Source organism: Streptomyces sp. NPDC102259 (assembly GCF_044766465.1).
Taxonomy (GTDB): Bacteria; Actinomycetota; Actinomycetes; order Streptomycetales; family Streptomycetaceae; genus Streptomyces.
Genome location: NZ_JBIWMA010000001.1, coordinates 994,410 through 1,011,423, shown reverse-complemented (window position 1 = coordinate 1,011,423; position 17,014 = coordinate 994,410). Strand labels below are relative to the sequence as shown.

Annotated in this window: 15 protein-coding genes; 10 read left to right on the top strand and 5 right to left on the bottom strand. The window is 72.8% G+C overall.

The window, feature by feature from the left end; genetic code table 11:
• Positions 1–32: 32 nt before the first annotated feature.
• Positions 33–809, bottom strand: coding sequence for a PspA/IM30 family protein (locus ACIRPU_RS04465; protein ID WP_384122541.1), 777 nt, complete (start codon positions 807–809; stop codon positions 33–35).
• A gap of 318 nt (positions 810–1,127) precedes the next feature.
• On the opposite strand from ACIRPU_RS04465, the gene ACIRPU_RS04460 reads away from it, so the two are divergent.
• Positions 1,128–1,724 carry a DUF3043 domain-containing protein gene (locus tag ACIRPU_RS04460; RefSeq protein ID WP_384122514.1) on the top strand — a complete coding sequence of 199 codons (597 nt, stop codon included), beginning with the start codon at positions 1,128–1,130 and terminating at the stop codon, positions 1,722–1,724.
• An 83-nt stretch (positions 1,725–1,807) separates the two neighbouring features.
• Positions 1,808–2,518, top strand: coding sequence for a class I SAM-dependent methyltransferase (locus ACIRPU_RS04455; RefSeq protein ID WP_403861621.1), 711 nt, complete (start codon positions 1,808–1,810; stop codon positions 2,516–2,518).
• A gap of 87 nt (positions 2,519–2,605) precedes the next feature.
• Here the strand turns inward: ACIRPU_RS04455 and ACIRPU_RS04450 are convergent, their stop codons facing one another.
• Positions 2,606–2,818 (bottom strand): hypothetical protein, encoded by a 213-nt coding sequence (locus ACIRPU_RS04450; protein ID WP_351752783.1) that lies wholly within the window; start codon positions 2,816–2,818, stop codon positions 2,606–2,608.
• Between the two features lie 114 nt (positions 2,819–2,932).
• Between ACIRPU_RS04450 and ACIRPU_RS04445 the strand changes: the two genes are divergently transcribed.
• Entirely contained in the window at positions 2,933–4,159 is a 1,227-nt protein-coding gene (locus tag ACIRPU_RS04445) for a bifunctional adenosylcobinamide kinase/adenosylcobinamide-phosphate guanylyltransferase (protein WP_403861476.1), read from the top strand.
• Between the two features lie 3 nt (positions 4,160–4,162).
• Here ACIRPU_RS04445 and ACIRPU_RS04440 read toward each other — a convergent pair whose 3' ends face one another.
• Positions 4,163–5,062, bottom strand: a complete 900-nt coding sequence (locus ACIRPU_RS04440) for a class I SAM-dependent methyltransferase (RefSeq protein ID WP_403861473.1) — start codon at positions 5,060–5,062, stop codon at positions 4,163–4,165.
• Between the two features lie 149 nt (positions 5,063–5,211).
• On the opposite strand from ACIRPU_RS04440, the gene cobT reads away from it, so the two are divergent.
• The 3 genes from cobT (at position 5,212) to ACIRPU_RS04425 (ending at position 9,074) form a co-directional block, all read left to right on the top strand.
• Positions 5,212–6,378: a nicotinate-nucleotide--dimethylbenzimidazole phosphoribosyltransferase gene (cobT, locus tag ACIRPU_RS04435; RefSeq protein WP_403861470.1), complete on the top strand. Its 1,167-nt coding sequence runs from the start codon at positions 5,212–5,214 to the stop codon at positions 6,376–6,378.
• Between the two features lie 72 nt (positions 6,379–6,450).
• Positions 6,451–8,241 (top strand): phosphatidylglycerol lysyltransferase domain-containing protein, encoded by a 1,791-nt coding sequence (locus ACIRPU_RS04430; RefSeq protein WP_403861467.1) that lies wholly within the window; start codon positions 6,451–6,453, stop codon positions 8,239–8,241.
• Entirely contained in the window at positions 8,238–9,074 is an 837-nt protein-coding gene (locus ACIRPU_RS04425) for a hypothetical protein (RefSeq protein ID WP_403861464.1), read from the top strand. The genes ACIRPU_RS04430 and ACIRPU_RS04425 overlap by 4 nt, the downstream gene beginning before the upstream one ends.
• Here ACIRPU_RS04425 and ACIRPU_RS04420 read toward each other — a convergent pair.
• A complete protein-coding gene (locus tag ACIRPU_RS04420) occupies positions 9,053–9,817 on the bottom strand; it encodes a hypothetical protein (RefSeq protein ID WP_403861461.1) in 765 nt (254 codons plus the stop codon). The genes ACIRPU_RS04425 and ACIRPU_RS04420 overlap by 22 nt on opposite strands.
• A gap of 67 nt (positions 9,818–9,884) precedes the next feature.
• Here ACIRPU_RS04420 and ACIRPU_RS04415 point away from each other — a divergent pair, with 67 nt between their 5' ends.
• Complete coding sequence (locus tag ACIRPU_RS04415; RefSeq protein WP_403861458.1) at positions 9,885–10,730, top strand: adenosylcobinamide-GDP ribazoletransferase; 846 nt, start codon at positions 9,885–9,887, stop codon at positions 10,728–10,730.
• 4 nt (positions 10,731–10,734) lie between these two features.
• On the opposite strand, the gene ACIRPU_RS04410 is transcribed toward ACIRPU_RS04415, so the two are convergent.
• Entirely contained in the window at positions 10,735–11,556 is an 822-nt protein-coding gene (locus tag ACIRPU_RS04410; protein ID WP_403861455.1) for an endo alpha-1,4 polygalactosaminidase, read from the bottom strand.
• Positions 11,557–11,900: 344 nt separating this feature from the next.
• Between ACIRPU_RS04410 and ACIRPU_RS04405 the strand changes: the two genes are divergently transcribed.
• The 3 genes from ACIRPU_RS04405 (at position 11,901) to sucB (ending at position 16,973) form a co-directional block, all read left to right on the top strand.
• Positions 11,901–13,427: a leucyl aminopeptidase gene (locus ACIRPU_RS04405; protein WP_403861452.1), complete on the top strand. Its 1,527-nt coding sequence runs from the start codon at positions 11,901–11,903 to the stop codon at positions 13,425–13,427.
• Between the two features lie 304 nt (positions 13,428–13,731).
• Positions 13,732–15,120, top strand: coding sequence for a dihydrolipoyl dehydrogenase (gene lpdA, locus ACIRPU_RS04400; RefSeq protein WP_020130028.1), 1,389 nt, complete (start codon positions 13,732–13,734; stop codon positions 15,118–15,120).
• A gap of 59 nt (positions 15,121–15,179) precedes the next feature.
• On the top strand, positions 15,180–16,973 hold the full coding sequence (sucB, locus tag ACIRPU_RS04395) for a 2-oxoglutarate dehydrogenase, E2 component, dihydrolipoamide succinyltransferase (protein WP_403861449.1): 1,794 nt from the start codon (positions 15,180–15,182) through the stop codon (positions 16,971–16,973).
• Positions 16,974–17,014: the final 41 nt, after the last annotated feature.

Here is a 17,014-nt window from a genome sequence, read left to right as displayed (position 1 = left end):
CGCCCTCCTCGGCTCCGGTCCCCGGCGCCGGGCTACTGCTTGTCGAAGCGCGGGGTGTCCTGCGGCTGCTGCTGGGACTGCGGCTGGTTCGTGCCGCCTTCGATGGCCTGCTGCCCGGCCGAGCTGCCTCCGGCGAGCTCGGCCTTCATGCGCTGCAGTTCCAGCTCTACATCCGTACCACCGGAGAGCCGGTCCAGCTCGGCCTGGAGGTCGTCCTTCGCGATGCCCGTCGGGTCGTCCAGGGCGCCGGACGCCATGAGCTCGTCGAGGGCGCCCGCGCGGGCCTGGAGCTGGGCGGTCTTGTCCTCGGCGCGCTGGATGGCGAGGCCGACGTCGCCCATCTCCTCGGAGATGCCGGAGAAGGCCTCGCCGATGCGGGTCTGGGCCTGGGCGGCGGTGTAGGTGGCCTTGATGGTCTCCTTCTTCGTACGGAAGGCGTCCACCTTGGCCTGGAGGCGCTGGGCCGCGAGGGTGAGCTTCTCCTCCTCGCCCTGGAGCGTGGAGTGCTGCGTCTCGAGGTCGGTGACCTGCTGCTGGAGGGCCGCACGGCGGGAGAGCGCCTCGCGGGCGAGGTCCTCACGGCCGAGCGCGAGCGCCTTGCGGCCCTGGTCCTCCAGCTTGGAGGACTGCGACTGCAACTGGTTCAGCTGGAGTTCCAGGCGCTTGCGCGAGGTCGCGACGTCGGCGACGCCGCGGCGGACCTTCTGGAGGAGCTCCAGTTGCTTCTGGTACGAGTAGTCGAGGGTTTCGCGCGGGTCCTCGGCCCGGTCAAGGGCCTTGTTCGCCTTCGCGCGGAAGATCATCCCCATACGCTTCATGACACCGCTCATGGGCTTCGCGCGCCCCCTTCTGACGTCCAGCTCCAGCTCTGCGACAGAACCCACAGTACGGGCCCTGCATCCATTGACGCACTGTTCGGGGACGGATGCGCTCATCCCCAAGGACGACTGACCAAGACCTTGCTCCGGCGTAGGGAGTAGGTGACCTTCAGGGTGAGCGATAGGTCACCCTGCGCCCACTCTTCCCCGCTCCTGTCCCGGTCTGTCCCCTGTACAGACGTCTGGTGTTGCCGGATCGTTCCCGTCCGGGCTGGGGTCCATGCCCGCGAGCGCTTACCCTTGGGTTTTGTGTTCCGTAGCCGTGCCAAGGAAGAGAAGGCCCCCGCCGACAAGGCCGTGGTGACCGACTCCATGCAGCCCCGTGACCCGCAGGCCAAGAAGGGCAGGCCCACGCCCAAGCGCAGTGAGGCCCAGTCCCAGCGCCGCAGCGTCGCCAACACCTCGACGTCCCGCAAGGACGCCGCCAAGCGTCAGCGCAGCGAGCGCCGTGCCCAGATGGACAGGCAGCGCCAGGCGCTGGCCGGCGGGGACGAGCGGTATCTGCCGGTCCGTGACAAGGGCCCCGTCCGCAAGTTCGCGCGCGAGTTCATCGACTCCCGGTTCAACGTGGCGGAGTTCTTCCTGCCGATGGCCGTGGTCATCCTCGTGCTGAGCATGGTGCGGGTGGGCTCGCTCCAGACCATCGCGTTGCTGCTGTGGCTGGTCGTGATCGTGCTGATCGTGCTGGACTCGTTCGTCACGAGCTTCCGGCTGCGCAAGCAGCTCGCCGAGCGCTTCCCCGACCAGAACAGGCGGGGCGCGGTGGCCTACGCGCTGATGCGTTCCCTCCAGATGCGTCGGCTCCGGCTGCCCAAGCCGCAGATCAAGCGCGGAGCGCGGCCCTGAGCACTGCTGCTTTCTCCGGGGGTGCGGCCGAGGCCTGGCTCAACAGGCTGGGTGGGCTGCGTGACGTGGTGCGACAAGAGCTGGTGGCCCGGCAGCTCGACGAGCAGATAACGGGGCGCTACCCGGTCGGGCAGCGGCTGCGGGTGCTGGACGTGGGGATGGGCCAGGGCACGCAGGCGCTGCGGCTGGCCCGGCTCGGGCATCAGGTCACCGGGCTGGAGCGGGACGCGACGATGATCGCCGCGGCCCGTGACGCCCTGTGCGGCGAGCCCGAGGGCATCCGGGAGCGGATGCGGATCATCGAGGGCGACGGCCGGGACACCGGTGTGCACTTCCTGCCCGGCAGTTTCGACGTGGTGCTGTGCCACGGCGTGCTCATGTACGTCGAGGAGCCGGACGCGCTGCTCGCGGGGCTCGGGCGGATGCTGGCCCCGGGCGGCCTGCTGTCGCTGCTGGTGCGCAACGCGGACGCGCTGGCCATGCGGCCGGGACTGTCCGGCGACTGGACGGGCGCGCTCGGCGCCTTCGACACCGTCGCCTACCGCAACCGGCTGGGGCTCGACGTACGGGCGGACCGGCTGGCGAGCCTGACCGGCGCGCTGGCCGGGATCGGGGCGCCGCTCCAGGCCTGGTACGGCGTGCGGGTCTTCACGGACACAGCGGCGGACGGGGCGGAGATCCCGCAGGACCCGCAGCAGCGGGAGAGCCTGCTGTCCGCCGAGGAGCGGGCCGGGCGGACCGACCCCTACCGGCAGGTGGCGGCGCTGCTGCACCTGTGCGGGGTGCGCGGCTGAGTACGGGGTAGGGCCGGACCGGCGTTCTTCACTCGTCCGGGTGAGCGGTGGCCGGGGTGGCCGTGCGGCGACCACCCCGACGGAGGGCTACGCCTCGTTCGCCTGCAGACTCATCGGGCCGTAGATCTCGGTGGAGTCCTCGAAGAGCCGCACCTGGTCCGCGCCGCCTTCGAGGAGGTCCTTCCACACTTCCCCGATCCAGGACTCGGCGTCCCCCTGCGTGGTGAACTCCTCGGGCTCTACCGCTGGTTGGACCTCCGTCCCGTCGGCCTTCTCGAACCGCCACGTCCATGCCGCCATGTACGCCTCCCAGCTGTGACCACGTGCAGAGCAGAAGCCGGATCTTGGTCCGGCTTCTGCTGTGCAGCCTAGCCGGGTGCGCAAGACCTGCTCGGACACGCGAAAATCAGCTCCGTGGAAGTCACTCTGCTCGGTACCGGCGCCCCCGCGGGACTGCCCCGCCCCGACTGCTCCTGCGCCGTGTGCGCGACCTCGCTCGGGGCTGACGCGCGGGCGGCGACCGCGCTGCTCGTCGACGGGGCCCTGTTGCTCGATCTGACGCCGGGTGCGGCGTTCGCGGCCGCGCGGGCCGGCCATTCGCTGGGCGGGGTGCGGCAGGTGCTGTTGACGCATCCGCACGACGGGCCCCCGGTGGAGGTGCCGGCCGGGTTGCCGCAGCCCGGCCGGGGGGTTCCGGACGGGCCGGAGTCGACGCTGCCGACGGGGCATCGGGTACGGGCGGTGGCGATGGACTCGCCCGGTACCGGGTACGCGGTGACCGGCCCGGACGGGCAGCGGCTGCTGTATCTGCCGCCCGGGGGCGCGCCGGCCGGGCTGGAGGAGGGGTCGGGGTCAGCCGAGCGGTACGACATGGTCCTGGCGGATCTGGTGGGGCGCCCGGACGCGCTGGCGAAGCTGCGGGCGGTGGGTGCGGTGGGCCCGACGACCGACGTGGTCGCCGTCCACCTGGACCATGACGTGCCGCCGGGCGCGGAGTTGCGCCGACGGCTCGCGGCGGCCGGCGCGCGGGCGGTGCCGGACGGTTCGACCCTGGTCGTGGGGGTGTACGAGGACGTGCCGGACGTGTCGCGGCGGACGCTGGTGCTGGGCGGGGCCCGGTCGGGGAAGTCGGTGGAGGCGGAGCGGCGGCTGGAGTCCTTCCCGGACGTGCTGTACGTCGCGACCGGCGGGACCCGGGGCGGCGACACCGAGTGGGCGTCCCGGGTCTCGGCGCACCGCGACCGGCGGCCGGGGTCGTGGCGGACCGTGGAGACCTGCGATCTGGTGCCGCTGTTGGCGCAGGACGGCGCCCCGCTGCTGATCGACTGTCTGTCGCTGTGGCTGACGGACGTCATGGACGCCGTCGGGGCGTGGGACGACGCGCAGTGGGCGGACGGCGGCGAACGGGCGCTGCGCGCCCGGGTGGTGGAACTGGCGGAGGCGGTGCGCTCGGCCCGGCGGACCGTCGTGCTGGTCTCCAACGAGGTGGGGTCGGGGATCGTGCCGGCCACGGCGTCGGGCCGGCGGTACCGGGACGAGCTGGGGCGGCTGAACGCGGCCGTCGCCGCCGAGTGCGAGGAGGTGGTCCTGGTGGTGGCGGGCCAGGCACTGGTGTTGCGGGGACCGGCGGCCGGCGTCTGACGGTCAGTTCCTGCGCGCGACGACCTGGTAGGCGTTCGAGAAGCGGGTACGGCGCAGGGCGGGGGCCAGCAGGTGGTCGAGTACGGCGGCCAGGGCGGTCAGGGGCGCGGCCGTCCGGCGCAGCCGGGTCCTGTTCAGGTAGAGCGAGGCGGCCGTCGCCAGGTCGTGCGGGGTGTGCGGGGTCCTGCGGTCCGTCATGACGATCTCGCAGCCCTGGGACTCCAGTTCGGCCCGGAGGTTGGCCGGCGGGATCAGATGGAGGTGGCGGGGCTGGTCGTAGGAGGGCCACCACTTGCCCAGCACGGCCGCGGACGCGCTGGCGGGGTCCGGGAGCTGCACGAGGAGGTGTCCGCCCGGCCGCAGGGCCGTGAGCGCCGCCGCGAGTTCCCGCTTCGGGTCCCGGGTGTGTTCCAGGTGGTGGAGCATGCTGACCACGTCGTAGCGGCCGCGCAGGCGGGACAGGACCTCCGGTGCCGTCAGCGGGCCCAGGTGGGCCTCGTCGAGCCGGCCGGCCGCTCGCGCGCGCTCCACTCTCGGGGTCGGGTCCACCCCGTCGAACGCCGTGTAGGCGAACAGCTCCTTCGCCGCCTCGGGGAAGAACGCGTCCCCCGTGCCGACGTCCAGCCAGCTCTCCGGCTCGGGGAAGGGCAGCATCGCGCGGGCCGTCGCCCTGAGGTGCCCGCGGTCGGACCGTTCCTCACCCTCGGCGCCGTACAGCGCCAGGCCCTCTGCGGTCAGGCGGGGGTTCTGGAAGGCGTGCGCGCAGTCCCGGCACTCGTCGACGACGAAGGTGCCCGGCCTGCGGTGGCGCAGGTCGGGTGCGCGCAGCCGGGTGCGCAGGCGCTTCGAGCCGCACCAGGGGCAGTCGTCTCGGCGCGGCTCGTGGACGGGCCTGGGGGGCATGAGCGGCTCCGGGGATGACATCGAGAGCGAACGACAATTAGCTGCAAAACGGAACGTATGGGATCCCGATCTTGGGTGCAATGACGTCACGCGGGTGTGGTGGCGATGTGGCGCGGAACCGTTCGATCGGTGCCGGTACTGTTCGGCGAATGAGCTCGCTTAATCTCGACGACTTCACCGATCTGATCGAGCGCCCCGACGGTGGGGTGCGCCGCGACGCGGAGGCGCGTCGGGAGCGTCAGATCGTGCCGCCCGGATCGCTGGGGCGCCTGGACGACCTGGGCGAGTGGCTGGCGGCGGCGCAGGGCTCGGCGCCCGTGCGGCCGGTCGAGCGGCCGCGGGTGGTGCTGTTCGCCGGCGACCACGGCATCGCCGAGCTCGGCGTCTCCGCCCGACCGGCGGGCAGCGCCTCGGAGTTGGTGCGCGAGGTCATCGAGGGCGGCCGTCCGGTCTCCGTGCTCGCCCGCCGCCTCGGCGTGCCCGTGCGCGTCGTGGACATGTCGCTGGACTGCGATCCGGACCTGTTCCCCGAGGACGTCGTACGGCACCGGGTGCGGCGCGGCAGCGGCCGTATCGACATCGAGGACGCGCTGACGCTCGAGGAGGCCGAGGCGGCCTTCCGGGCGGGCGTGGCCGTCGCGGACGAGGAGGCCGACTCCGGCACGGACCTGGTCGTGCTCGGCGACGTCAGCGTCGGCGGGACGACGGCCGCGGGCGTGCTGGTGGCCGCGCTGTGCGGGACCGACGCGTCCGTGGTGACCGGGCGGGGCGGCGAGGCGATCGACGACCTGGCGTGGATGCGCAAGTGCGCGGCCGTCCGGGACGCGCTCAGACGGGCGCGGCCGGTGCTCGGGGAGCAGTTGCAGCTGCTGGCGACGGTGGGCGGCGCCGACCTCGCGGCCATGACGGGCTTTCTGCTCCAGTGCGCGGTACGGAAGTTGCCCGTCGTGCTGGACGGCGTGGTGGCGGCCGCCTGCGCGCTCGTCGGGCAGCGGGTCGCGTTCCGGGCGCCGGACTGGTGGCTGGCCGCGCACAAGAGCGGGGAACCGGGACAGGCGAAGGCACTCGACCGGATGGCCCTGGAACCGCTGCTGGACCAGGGCGTGAAGGTCGGAGAGGGCGCCGGGGCCCTGCTCGCGCTCCCGTTGGTGCAGGCCGCCGCCGCACTGGCGGCGGAACTCCCCGAGAAGCCCGAAAAGCCGGAAGAGCCCGCGGAGGCCGCGGAGCCGGAAGCGTCCGAGGCGTCCGCCGCTGCCGGTGTCTCCGAAGTTTCCGAAGTTTCCGAAGTTTCCGACGAGAAGCGGGAAACGGAGTAACCAAGCGGCTTAAAGGGACAGGCGGCACCAAAAGAGCGGATTCCCTGAAGTGCACCCATATGATCACCACTCATGGGCAACACCCGGGGCGCCGCCGCCTTCGCCGTCTGGTACCTGCGTGCCGTCGCGTTCGTCAACTTCCTCAGTGCGGTGTGGGTCTCCCTGGGGCAGGACGTCCGGCGGCACAACCAGGAGAACCTCTTCACGCCGTATCTGCTGACGGCCGGCTTCGCCTCCGGGGTCTTCACCGCGTTCCTGGCCGTCACGATGCGGCGGCGCAAACGGGCCGCGTGGATCCTGAACCTCGGTCTGAGCGGGGCGTTCCTGGGGCTGTTCACGCTGGCGATGGCGTTCCCGGAGATCCGGCGGCACCCGCAGAACTGGGTCTCGCTCGTGCTGACCGCCGTCTTCGTCGTGGCGCTGGTCGCCGGTCGGCGGGAGTTCTACGCGAAGGGCGACCGGTCCAATCCGAGGCTCGCCGCGGCCGTCGGCGCCGGCGGGCTGCTGGGCGCCTCGCTGCTGGCCGCGCTGCTGGTGACGGTCACCAACCGGGCGTCCGCCCCCTCCACCTTCCTCGAACGCTGGCGCTACGGTACGCTCCGGCTGGTCTCCGTGGCCGCCGACGAGTACCGCGTCCCCGGGATCGCCCCGCCCACCTGGGTCGACGTCGCCGTCAACGTGCTGAGCACGGCGCTCGTCCTCGCCGTCCTGTACGCCGCCTTCCGATCCCGGCGGGCCGTCGACCCGCTCACCGAGGACGACGAGAAACGGCTGCGGGAGCTCCTCGACCGGCACGGTGAGCGGGACTCGCTCGGCTACTTCGCGCTGCGGCGGGAGAAGAGCGTGTGCTGGTCGCCGACCGGTAAGGCGGCCGTCGCCTACCGCGTCGTCGGCGGGGTGTCGCTGGCCTCCGGGGACCCGCTCGGGGATCCGGAGGCCTGGCCGGGGGCGATCGGGCCGTGGCTCGCCGAGGCGCGGGCGCACGGCTGGATCCCGGCGGTGATGGGCGCGAGCGAGGAGGCCGGGACCGTCTACGCCCGGCACGGACTGGACGCGCTGGAGCTCGGGGACGAAGCCTTGGTCGAGGTCGCGGATTTCACCCTCGAGGGGCGGGCCATGCGGACCGTCCGGCAGGCCTACAACCGGGTCCGGCGGGCCGGTTACACGGTGCGGGTACGACGGCACGAGGACATCCCGGCCGACGAGATGGCGGCGCTGCTCCGGCGCGCCGACGACTGGCGCGACGGGGCCACCGAGCGCGGGTTCAGCATGGCTCTGGGGCGGCTCGGGGACCCGGAGGACGGGCGCTGCGTGATGCTGGAGTGCGCCGACGCCGGCGGTGAGCTGCGGGGCCTGCTCTCCTTCGTTCCCTGGGGACCGCACGGGCTGTCCCTCGACCTGATGCGGCGGGACCGCGACTGCGACAACGGGCTGATGGAGTACATGGTCATCGAACTGCTCCGGCACGCCCGGGAGGAGGGGGAGGAGGGGGACGACCGGCTGGACCCCGGGAGCCCGGCGGGCCCGGCGGACCCGGAGAACAGGGCGGTCCGGATCACACAGGTCTCGCTGAACTTCGCCGTGTTCCGCTCGGTCTTCGAACGGGGCGCGCGGCTCGGCGCCGGCCCCGTGCTGAGGCTGTGGCGGTCGCTGCTCTGCTTCTTCTCCCGCTGGTGGCAGATCGAGTCGCTGTACCGCGCCAACGCCAAGTACCGGCCCATCTGGGAGCCCCGTTTCCTGCTCTTCGAGAAGAGCGCGGACCTGCCCCGCATCGGTGTCGCGTCGGCGCGCGCGGAGGGGTTCCTGGAGGCGCCGGGGCTGCCCGGGTGGCTGCGCCGGGGGCGCCTGGAGACCCACCGGTGAACGCGGTCGCCCGCCGGGCCCGCGCCGAATGGGGGCCGCTGTACGAGGCCGTACGCGCGCCCTTGGTGCGGCGGCGGTGGCGGGCGGTCCCGCTGACCCTCGGGGCGGTGTGCCTGACGTCGGTGACCCAGGTCGCGCAGAACCGACCGTGGGGCTACGGGCCGGTCCAGGCGGTCGGAGCGGTACGAGCCGAGGACCCCTTGTGGCTCGCCCTGCTGCGCACCCCCCTCTCCCTGTTCGTGCCCGCGCTGGATCTGCCGGTCTGGGGCGCCCTCGCGCAGATCCTGCTGGTGTTCGGGATCGCGGAGCTCTGCCTGGGCTGGTGGCGGACCCTCGTCATCGCCTACGCCGCCACGCTCGCCGGCACGCTGTACGCGCGCGTGGGCATCGCCCTCGGCCCCGGCAGCCCGCTCGGCCTGCCCGCCGCCGACGCCCGGATCGTGGACACCGGCCCGTCGGCGGCCGTGGTCGGCCTCGCGGTGTTCCTGGGCTGGCGCTACCGCGCCTATGCGACGGCGGGGGCGGTGATCGTCGCGATGGTGGTGGAGGTACTGCTGAAGGACAACCTGGCGGGCAAGGAGCACCTGGCGGCGATCGCGGCGGTGCTGGTGCTGTGCGCGGTGGCGGAGACCCGCGGGCGCCCCCGGGGGCCAGGACGGCCCACCCGGGGGACACGGGGCGGCACCGGTGCACGGCTCCGCCGGGGGACGCGGGGCGGTACCGCTTCGCGGCTGCGCCACGGGGCGCGACCCGCCACGAAGCCCCGCAGCCGTCGTACGGACCACGCGTCCTCAGGCCCGGACCGGGTGCCTCAGCTTCGCTCCTCGGACTGAGCGAGCTCGGCGGTCGTCTTCCCGCCCAGCCAGTCCCCCACCATCCGGCGCGGCCCCGCCCAGCGGCGGTCGTGGCGGTAGGCCCGCAGCAGCGCCTTCGCCCGGGCCCGCGGCCGCCGCCGGTAGAGCCGGCGGGCCCACGGCGAGCCGGGCCTGGCCACCCGGACCAGGGCCAGCAGACCCAGGAACGGGATGAAGACGCTGAACACGGCCATCTTGGCCTTGCCCTTGCTCAGCACGGCCAGGGAGAACAGGAAGTTGAGCACGACGGTCGAGATGACGCTGCCCCGGTCCTGGAGCTCGTCCTGGCTCATGTCGTTGACACCGAACGGCGAGAAGCCCACCAGCAGCAGTCCGCCCAGCGCCGCCGTGAGGACCACGGCCTCCACGCTCTTGCGGCCCGCCTCGGTCCAGTACACGTCGTCGAGATGCAGGATCAGCGCGAACTCGTCGAGGACCAGGCCGGTGCCGATGCCGAAGACCACCGCGAAGGCGCCCGCCCCGAAGCCGTGCCGGCCGCTGGCCACCGCGCCGAAGCCGCCCGCGACGGTCAGGACGATGCCGGGGACCACGTGGTGGATGTGCACCCCGCCGGAGCTGATGTTGCCGAAGGGGCCCTTGCCCGCCCGGATGAGGCGCGTGATGACCCGGGTGATCAGAAAGGTGAGGACGAACGCGGTCAGGGCGAGGAGCAGCGGGACCTTGCCCGGTTCGACGATGTTGCGCTGCACCCACTGGCCCATGCCACCAGTCTCCCGGGGCGGGGGGCGGGCTGCCTCGCGGGCGGGGCGTCCGGGCTAGTCTGCCGCCGTGTCCACGACCTCGCCCTTCGACGGCCTCCGCTTCGCCTTCGGCACCCTCACCGCGCTCCCGGTCAGGGTGACCCGCTGGGACCGGGAGGCCGCGCGCGGGGGCATGCTCACCGCCCCCGTGGTCGGGCTGGTCGTCGGCGGCTGCGCGGCCGGGCTCGGAGTGCTGCTGCTGTACCTGGGCGCGAGCCCGCTGCTGGCCGCCGTCGCCTCCGCCGCCGTGCCCGCCGTCCTCACCCGCGGTCTGCACCTCGACGGGCTGGCCGACACCGCGGACGGGCTCGGCAGCGGCAAGCCCGCCGAGGACGCGCTGCGGATCATGAAGCAGTCCGACATCGGCCCGTTCGGCGTGCTCACGCTCGTCCTCGTGCTGCTCGCCCAGGTGGCCGCGCTGACGCAGCTCTACGACACCTCGTGGGCGCTGGGCGCGGTGGCCGCCGTCGTCTCGGCCGCCGCCGCCCGGCTGGCGCTGACCCTGGCGGCCCGCGCCGGGGTGCCGCCCGCGCGGCCGGAGGGGCTGGGGGCGGCGGTCGCCGGGGTGGTCCCGGTGCGGGGCGCGGTGCTCACCGCCGTCGCCGTCACGCTGGCGGCGGCGGTCGCGGGCGCGTGGTGCGGACCGTACGAGGGCGGGGTGGTCGTCCTGATCGGGCCCGTCGAGCCGGGCGCCCTCTTCGAGCCGTACGACGCCGTCCGGCCGGCGCTCGCGGTCCTCGCCGCCCTCGCCGTCGCCGAACTGCTGCTGCGGCACTGCGCGCGGCGCTTCGGCGGAGTCACCGGGGACGTCTTCGGCGGCCTGGCGGAGACGGCGGCCACCACCGCGCTCGTGATGTTCTGCCTGGGCGGTTGACCGGCTAGCAGGCTTCCCGCCACACCCCCAGCTCGTACTTCTTCAGCAGTGAACTCAGGCGCAGCCGACGGGAGTCGGCGCAGAACGCCCTCGTGGGGAGTTCGTACTCGACGTGGAAGACGGCCTTGCCCGCCTCGATGAAGGGGGTCAGGTCCGCGCACTCGTCGTACTGGGCGCACTGTTCGTTGACCGCGAAGTCGAAGTCGTCGACGAGTTCGGGGATCTGGTCGAGGTCGTTCTTCAGTCCGACCGACATCCCCCGGTCGTGGGCGAGTTCGGCGACGAGGCGGTTGTAGCGGAGCTGGTCGGCGGCGGTGACCGGGAAGCCCGTGGTGTTCTTGTAGCCGTCCATGTTGTCCGGCTCGACCGCGTCGAAGCCCTTCTCCCGGCACATGTCGAGGCGGGCCGCGATCAGGGGCTCCAGGACGTCCAACGCGCGGATGTCGAGCCAGCGTTCGCCCTCCCAGCCGTTGCCCTTGCCGATCACGGCCGCGGGGAAGTCCGCCGCGTCGGGGCGCCAGTCCTCCCAGGCGCCGGTGGAGAGGTAGCAGATGACCTTGCGGCCGTCGTCGTGCAGGCCGGCGACCGTGGCCGCGGTCTGGTCGAAGCCGTCGATGTCGTAGACGGCCACGTCCACGGCGGTGTCCAGACGGCCACTCAGCTGCCACTGCCAGTCGATGCCGGGGGCCGGCTGCCAGAGCTTCCCGTCCGCCGTCCCGACGCCCGCCTCGCCGCTCCGCTCGTCGTCCCGTGCGTCGTCCGGCGCGGCGGCGCAACCCGCCAGCAGCAGGGCCAGCAGCGGCAGCAGCAGGTTCGGGCGTCTCACGCGGCGGGCTCCAGGATGGGGGGCGAGTTACCCGACGATGATCGCCCATGACTCCCGTGCGCCGCCTCCCCACCCCGACCCGAAGGGTGTGACCCGGCCCATGGAATGCGAGGATCGGGAAGTGGCTACGACGCCACCGACAGGTGAACACGCGCGTGCATGAGCGACCGCACACGCACGCGTACGCTCATTCCGGGATTCGCCACGCCGGTTCGCCGCGCCGGTGGGGCACACCCCCGGATACGACCGCACCCACGGCCCGGATCTAGGGTCGGCTGTCGGGCCCGGTCGACCCACACATTCCGGCCACCGCAACTCCACATCGGAAGCGAGATTTCACCACCGTGACTGCTCTCACTCTCAGCACCGCCGCGGCGCCCGGCCTCCGGGCCGACGCGATCGTGATCGGTGTCGCCAAGGGCGCGAAAGGCCCGATCGTTGCCCCAGGCGCCGAAGCCGTCGACAACGCCTACGACGGCCGGCTCGCCGGCATCCTGGAAACCCTCGGCGCCTCCGGGGCCGAGGGCGAGCTGACCAAGCTGCCCGCCCCGGCCGGTTTCAAGGCACCGCTCGTGCTCGCGGTGGGGCTCGGCCAGGAGCCCGAGGCGGACGCCGGCTTCGACCTCGAGGCGTTGCGCAAGGCGGCCGGCGCGGCCGCCCGCACCCTCACCGGCGCCAAGAAGGCCGCCTTCGCCCTGCCGGTGACCGACGCCGCGGACATCGGCGCGATCGGCGAGGGCGTGGTGCTCGGCGCGTACTCCTTCGACACGTACAAGCACAGCGGCAACGATGCCAAGGCCAAGAACGGCAAGGCGCCGCTCGCCGAGGCCGCCCTGCTCGGCGGGAAGCCGCGCGACGCCGCCCACAAGGCCGCGCTGCTGCGTGCCGCCGCCGTCGGCGAGGAGCTCAACCGCGCCCGCGACCTGATCAACATGCCGCCGAACGACCTCGACCCCGAGGCGTTCGCCGCTCTCGCCCAGACGGCGGCCAAGGAGCACGGCATCAAGGTGCAGGTGCTCGACGAGAAGGCCCTCGCCAAGGGCGGCTACGGCGGCATCCTCGGTGTGGGCGCCGGCTCGGCCGCGGCCCCGCGTCTGGTGAAGCTGTCCTACACCTCCTCCAAGGCCAAGAAGAGCCTCGCCTTCGTCGGCAAGGGCATCACCTACGACTCGGGCGGCATCTCGCTGAAGCCGGCCGGGCACAACGAGACGATGAAGTGCGACATGAGCGGGGCGGCGGCGGTCTTCGCCGCGGTCGTCGCCGCCGCGCGGCTCGGGCTCGAGGTGAACGTCACCGGGTGGCTGGCGCTGGCCGAGAACATGCCGTCCGGCTCCGCCACCCGCCCGGGCGACGTGCTGCGCATGTACAGCGGCAAGACCGTCGAGGTCCTCAACACGGACGCCGAGGGCCGGCTGGTCCTCGCGGACGCGCTGTGGGCGGCCTCCGCGGAGAAGCCGGACGCGATCGTCGACGTCGCGACCCTGACCGGCGCGATGATGCTGGCGCTGGGCAGCCGGACCTTCGGGATCATGGCGAACGACGACGCGTTCCGCTCCGTGCTGCACGAGGCCGCCGAGGAGGTCGGTGAGCCGGCGTGGCCGATGCCGCTGCCGGAGCACCTGCGCAAGGGCATGGACTCCACGGTCGCCGACATCGCGAACATGGGTGAGCGGATGGGTGGCGGGCTGGTGGCCGGTCTCTTCCTGCGCGAGTTCGTGGGCGAGGGGATCACCTGGGCGCACCTGGACATCGCCGGGCCGGCGTTCAACGAGGGCGGGCCCTTCGGGTACACGCCGAAGGGCGGCACCGGCACCGCGGTGCGGACGCTGGTGCGGCTGGCCGAGCTGACCGCCTCCGGCGACCTGGGCTAGTCCTCCGGGAGGAGGGGACTGTGCGCCTGATCACTCGGGTCCGTCCGTCATGTGACGGATGCGGGCCGAATGTGGCCGGTCGCGCAGTTCCCCGCGCCCCCGGGCGGGGCCCGTCCCCCATGTCACAGGTGAGCGTGGGGTGTCTCACACCCCGGCCCCGCGTCTCGTTCGCCTCCCGCAAGTGCGAAGATGGGCCTCGGCAGGACAGGGCCCCCACCACAGGGCCGGAGAAAGAGCGGCCGGACACCAGCCGCCGGCGGTCAGCGACGACCGGCGCACGGCACACATGCATGGAGGACGTGACGTGGCGAACGACGCCAGCACCGTTTTCGACCTAGTGATCCTCGGCGGTGGTAGTGGCGGTTACGCCGCGGCCCTGCGCGGGGCGCAGCTGGGCCTGGACGTCGCCCTGATCGAGAAGGACAAGGTCGGCGGCACCTGCCTGCACCGGGGTTGCATCCCCACCAAGGCCCTGCTGCACGCGGGCGAGATCGCCGACCAGGCCCGCGAGAGCGAGCAGTTCGGCGTCAAGGCCACCTTCGAGGGCATCGACGTCCCCGCCGTCCACAAGTACAAGGACGGCGTCATCTCGGGTCTGTACAAGGGCCTTCAGGGGCTGATCGCCTCCCGCAAGGTGACGTACATCGAGGGTGAGGGCCGCCTGTCCTCCCCGACCTCCGTCGACGTCGGCGGACAGCGCGTCCAGGGCCGCCATGTGCTGCTCGCGACCGGCTCCGTGCCGAAGTCGCTGCCGGGCCTGGAGATCGACGGCAACCGGATCATCTCCTCGGACCACGCGCTCGTCCTGGACCGCGTGCCGAAGTCCGCGATCATCCTGGGCGGCGGCGTCATCGGCGTCGAGTTCGCCTCGGCGTGGAAGTCCTTCGGCTCCGACGTGACGGTGATCGAGGGCCTGAAGCACCTCGTCCCGGTCGAGGACGAGAACTCCTCCAAGCTTCTTGAGCGCGCGTTCCGCAAGCGCGGCATCAAGTTCAACCTGGGCACCTTCTTCTCGAAGGCCGAGTACACCGCCGACGGCGTCAAGGTCACGCTGGCCGACGGCAAGGAGTTCGAGGCCGAGGTCCTGCTGGTCGCGGTGGGCCGCGGGCCCGTCTCCGCCGGTCTCGGCTACGAGGAGCAGGGCGTCGCCACGGACCGCGGTTACGTCCTGGTCGACGAGTACATGCGGACGAACGTCCCGACCATCTCCGCCGTCGGCGACCTGGTCCCGACCCTCCAGCTCGCGCACGTCGGCTTCGCCGAGGGCATGCTGGTGGCGGAGCGTCTGGCCGGTCAGAAGGTCGTCCCGATCGACTACGACGGTGTCCCCCGGGTGACGTACTGCCACCCCGAGGTCGCCTCCGTGGGCATCACCGAGGCCAAGGCCAAGGAGATCTACGGCGCGGACAAGGTCGTCGCTCTGAAGTACAACCTCGCGGGCAACGGCAAGAGCAAGATCCTCAACACCGCGGGCGAGATCAAGCTCGTCCAGGTGAAGGACGGTGCCGTGGTCGGCGTCCACATGGTCGGCGACCGCATGGGCGAGCAGGTCGGCGAAGCCCAGCTGATCTACAACTGGGAGGCGCTGCCCGCCGAGGTCGCGCAGCTCATCCACGCCCACCCGACGCAGAACGAGGCGCTCGGCGAGGCCCACCTGGCCCTGGCGGGCAAGCCGCTGCACTCGCACGACTGACCCTCGGTCGACTAAGCGACGACTCAGACTTCCGCAATTCGTAAGGAGCAACCGAAACCATGGCGGTTTCCGTAACCCTTCCGGCGCTCGGCGAGAGCGTCACCGAGGGCACTGTCACCCGCTGGCTGAAGGCCGAGGGTGAGCGCGTCGAGGCCGACGAGCCCCTGCTCGAGGTCTCGACCGACAAGGTCGACACCGAGATCCCCTCCCCCGCCGCCGGCATCCTGGCCTCCATCAAGGTCGCCGAGGACGAGACGGTCGAGGTCGGCGCCGAGCTGGCCGTCATCGACGACGGCACCGGCGCTCCGGCGGCCGCTCCGGCTCCGGCCGCCGAGCCGGTCGCCGAGCCCGCACCGGAGCCGGCCGCTGCCGCGCCGTCCACCGAGCAGGCGGCCCCGGCCCCGGCTCCCACCGCCGAGGCCGCCACCGGCGCCGGCTCCGCCGAGGGCACGGACGTCGTCCTGCCCGCGCTCGGCGAGTCCGTCACCGAGGGCACCGTCACCCGCTGGCTGAAGCAGGTCGGCGAGGAGGTCACGGAGGACGAGCCGCTGCTCGAGGTCTCGACCGACAAGGTCGACACCGAGATCCCGGCGCCCGTCTCCGGCGTGCTGCTCGAGATCACGGTCGGTGAGGACGAGACCGCCGAGGTCGGCGCCAAGCTCGCCGTCATCGGCGCCCCGGGCGCGGCTCCGGCCGCCGCCCCGGCCCCCGCAGCTCCGGCCCCGGCTCCCGCTGCCGCCCCGGCTCCGGCTCCGGCTCCCGCCGCCCCGGCCGCTCCGGCACCGGCTCCGGCCGCCCCGGCGCCCGCCCCGGTCGCCGCCGCCCCGGCTCCGGCCGCCCCGGCCCCCGCGCCGGTCGCTCCGGCTCCGGTCGCCCCGGCCGCCCCCGCGCCCGCCGCCCCCGCGCCCGCCGCCCCCGCGGGTGACGACGGCGCCTACGTGACCCCGCTGGTGCGCAAGCTCGCCGCCGAGAACGGCGTCGACCTGGCCGCCGTCAAGGGCACCGGCGTCGGCGGTCGTATCCGCAAGCAGGACGTCCTCGCCGCCGCCGAGGCCGCGAAGGCCGCCGCTCCGGCTCCGGCCGCCGCGGCTCCTGCCGCCGCGAAGAAGACCCCGGCGCTCGAGGTCTCCCCGCTGCGTGGCCAGACCGTCAAGATGCCCCGCATCCGCAAGGTCATCGGCGACAACATGGTCAAGGCGCTGCACGAGCAGGCGCAGCTGTCCTCGGTCGTCGAGGTCGACATCACCCGGCTGATGAAGCTCCGCGCGCAGGCGAAGGACTCCTTCGCGGCCCGTGAGGGCGTCAAGCTCTCCCCGATGCCGTTCTTCGTGAAGGCGGCGGCCCAGGCGCTGAAGGCCCACCCGGCCGTCAACGCCCGGATCAACGTGGACGAGGGCACGATCACCTACTTCGACACCGAGAGCATCGGTATCGCGGTGGACTCGGAGAAGGGCCTGATGACCCCGGTCATCAAGCACGCGGGCGACCTCAACATCGCCGGCATCGCCAAGGCCACGGCCGACCTGGCGGGCAAGGTCCGCGCGAACAAGATCACCCCGGACGAGCTGTCCGGCGCGACCTTCACCATCAGCAACACCGGTTCGCGCGGCGCGCTGTTCGACACGATCATCGTGCCGCCGAACCAGGTCGCGATCCTCGGCATCGGCGCCACGGTCAAGCGTCCGGCCGTCATCGAGACGGAGGAGGGCACGGTCATCGGTGTCCGCGACATGACGTACCTGACCCTGTCCTACGACCACCGTCTGGTCGACGGCGCCGACGCGGCCCGTTACCTGACCGCGGTCAAGGCGATCCTGGAGGCCGGCGAGTTCGAGGTCGAACTCGGCCTCTGACCTCCCAGGGCTCGACAGCGGTGCCCCCGTCCGGAACTCTC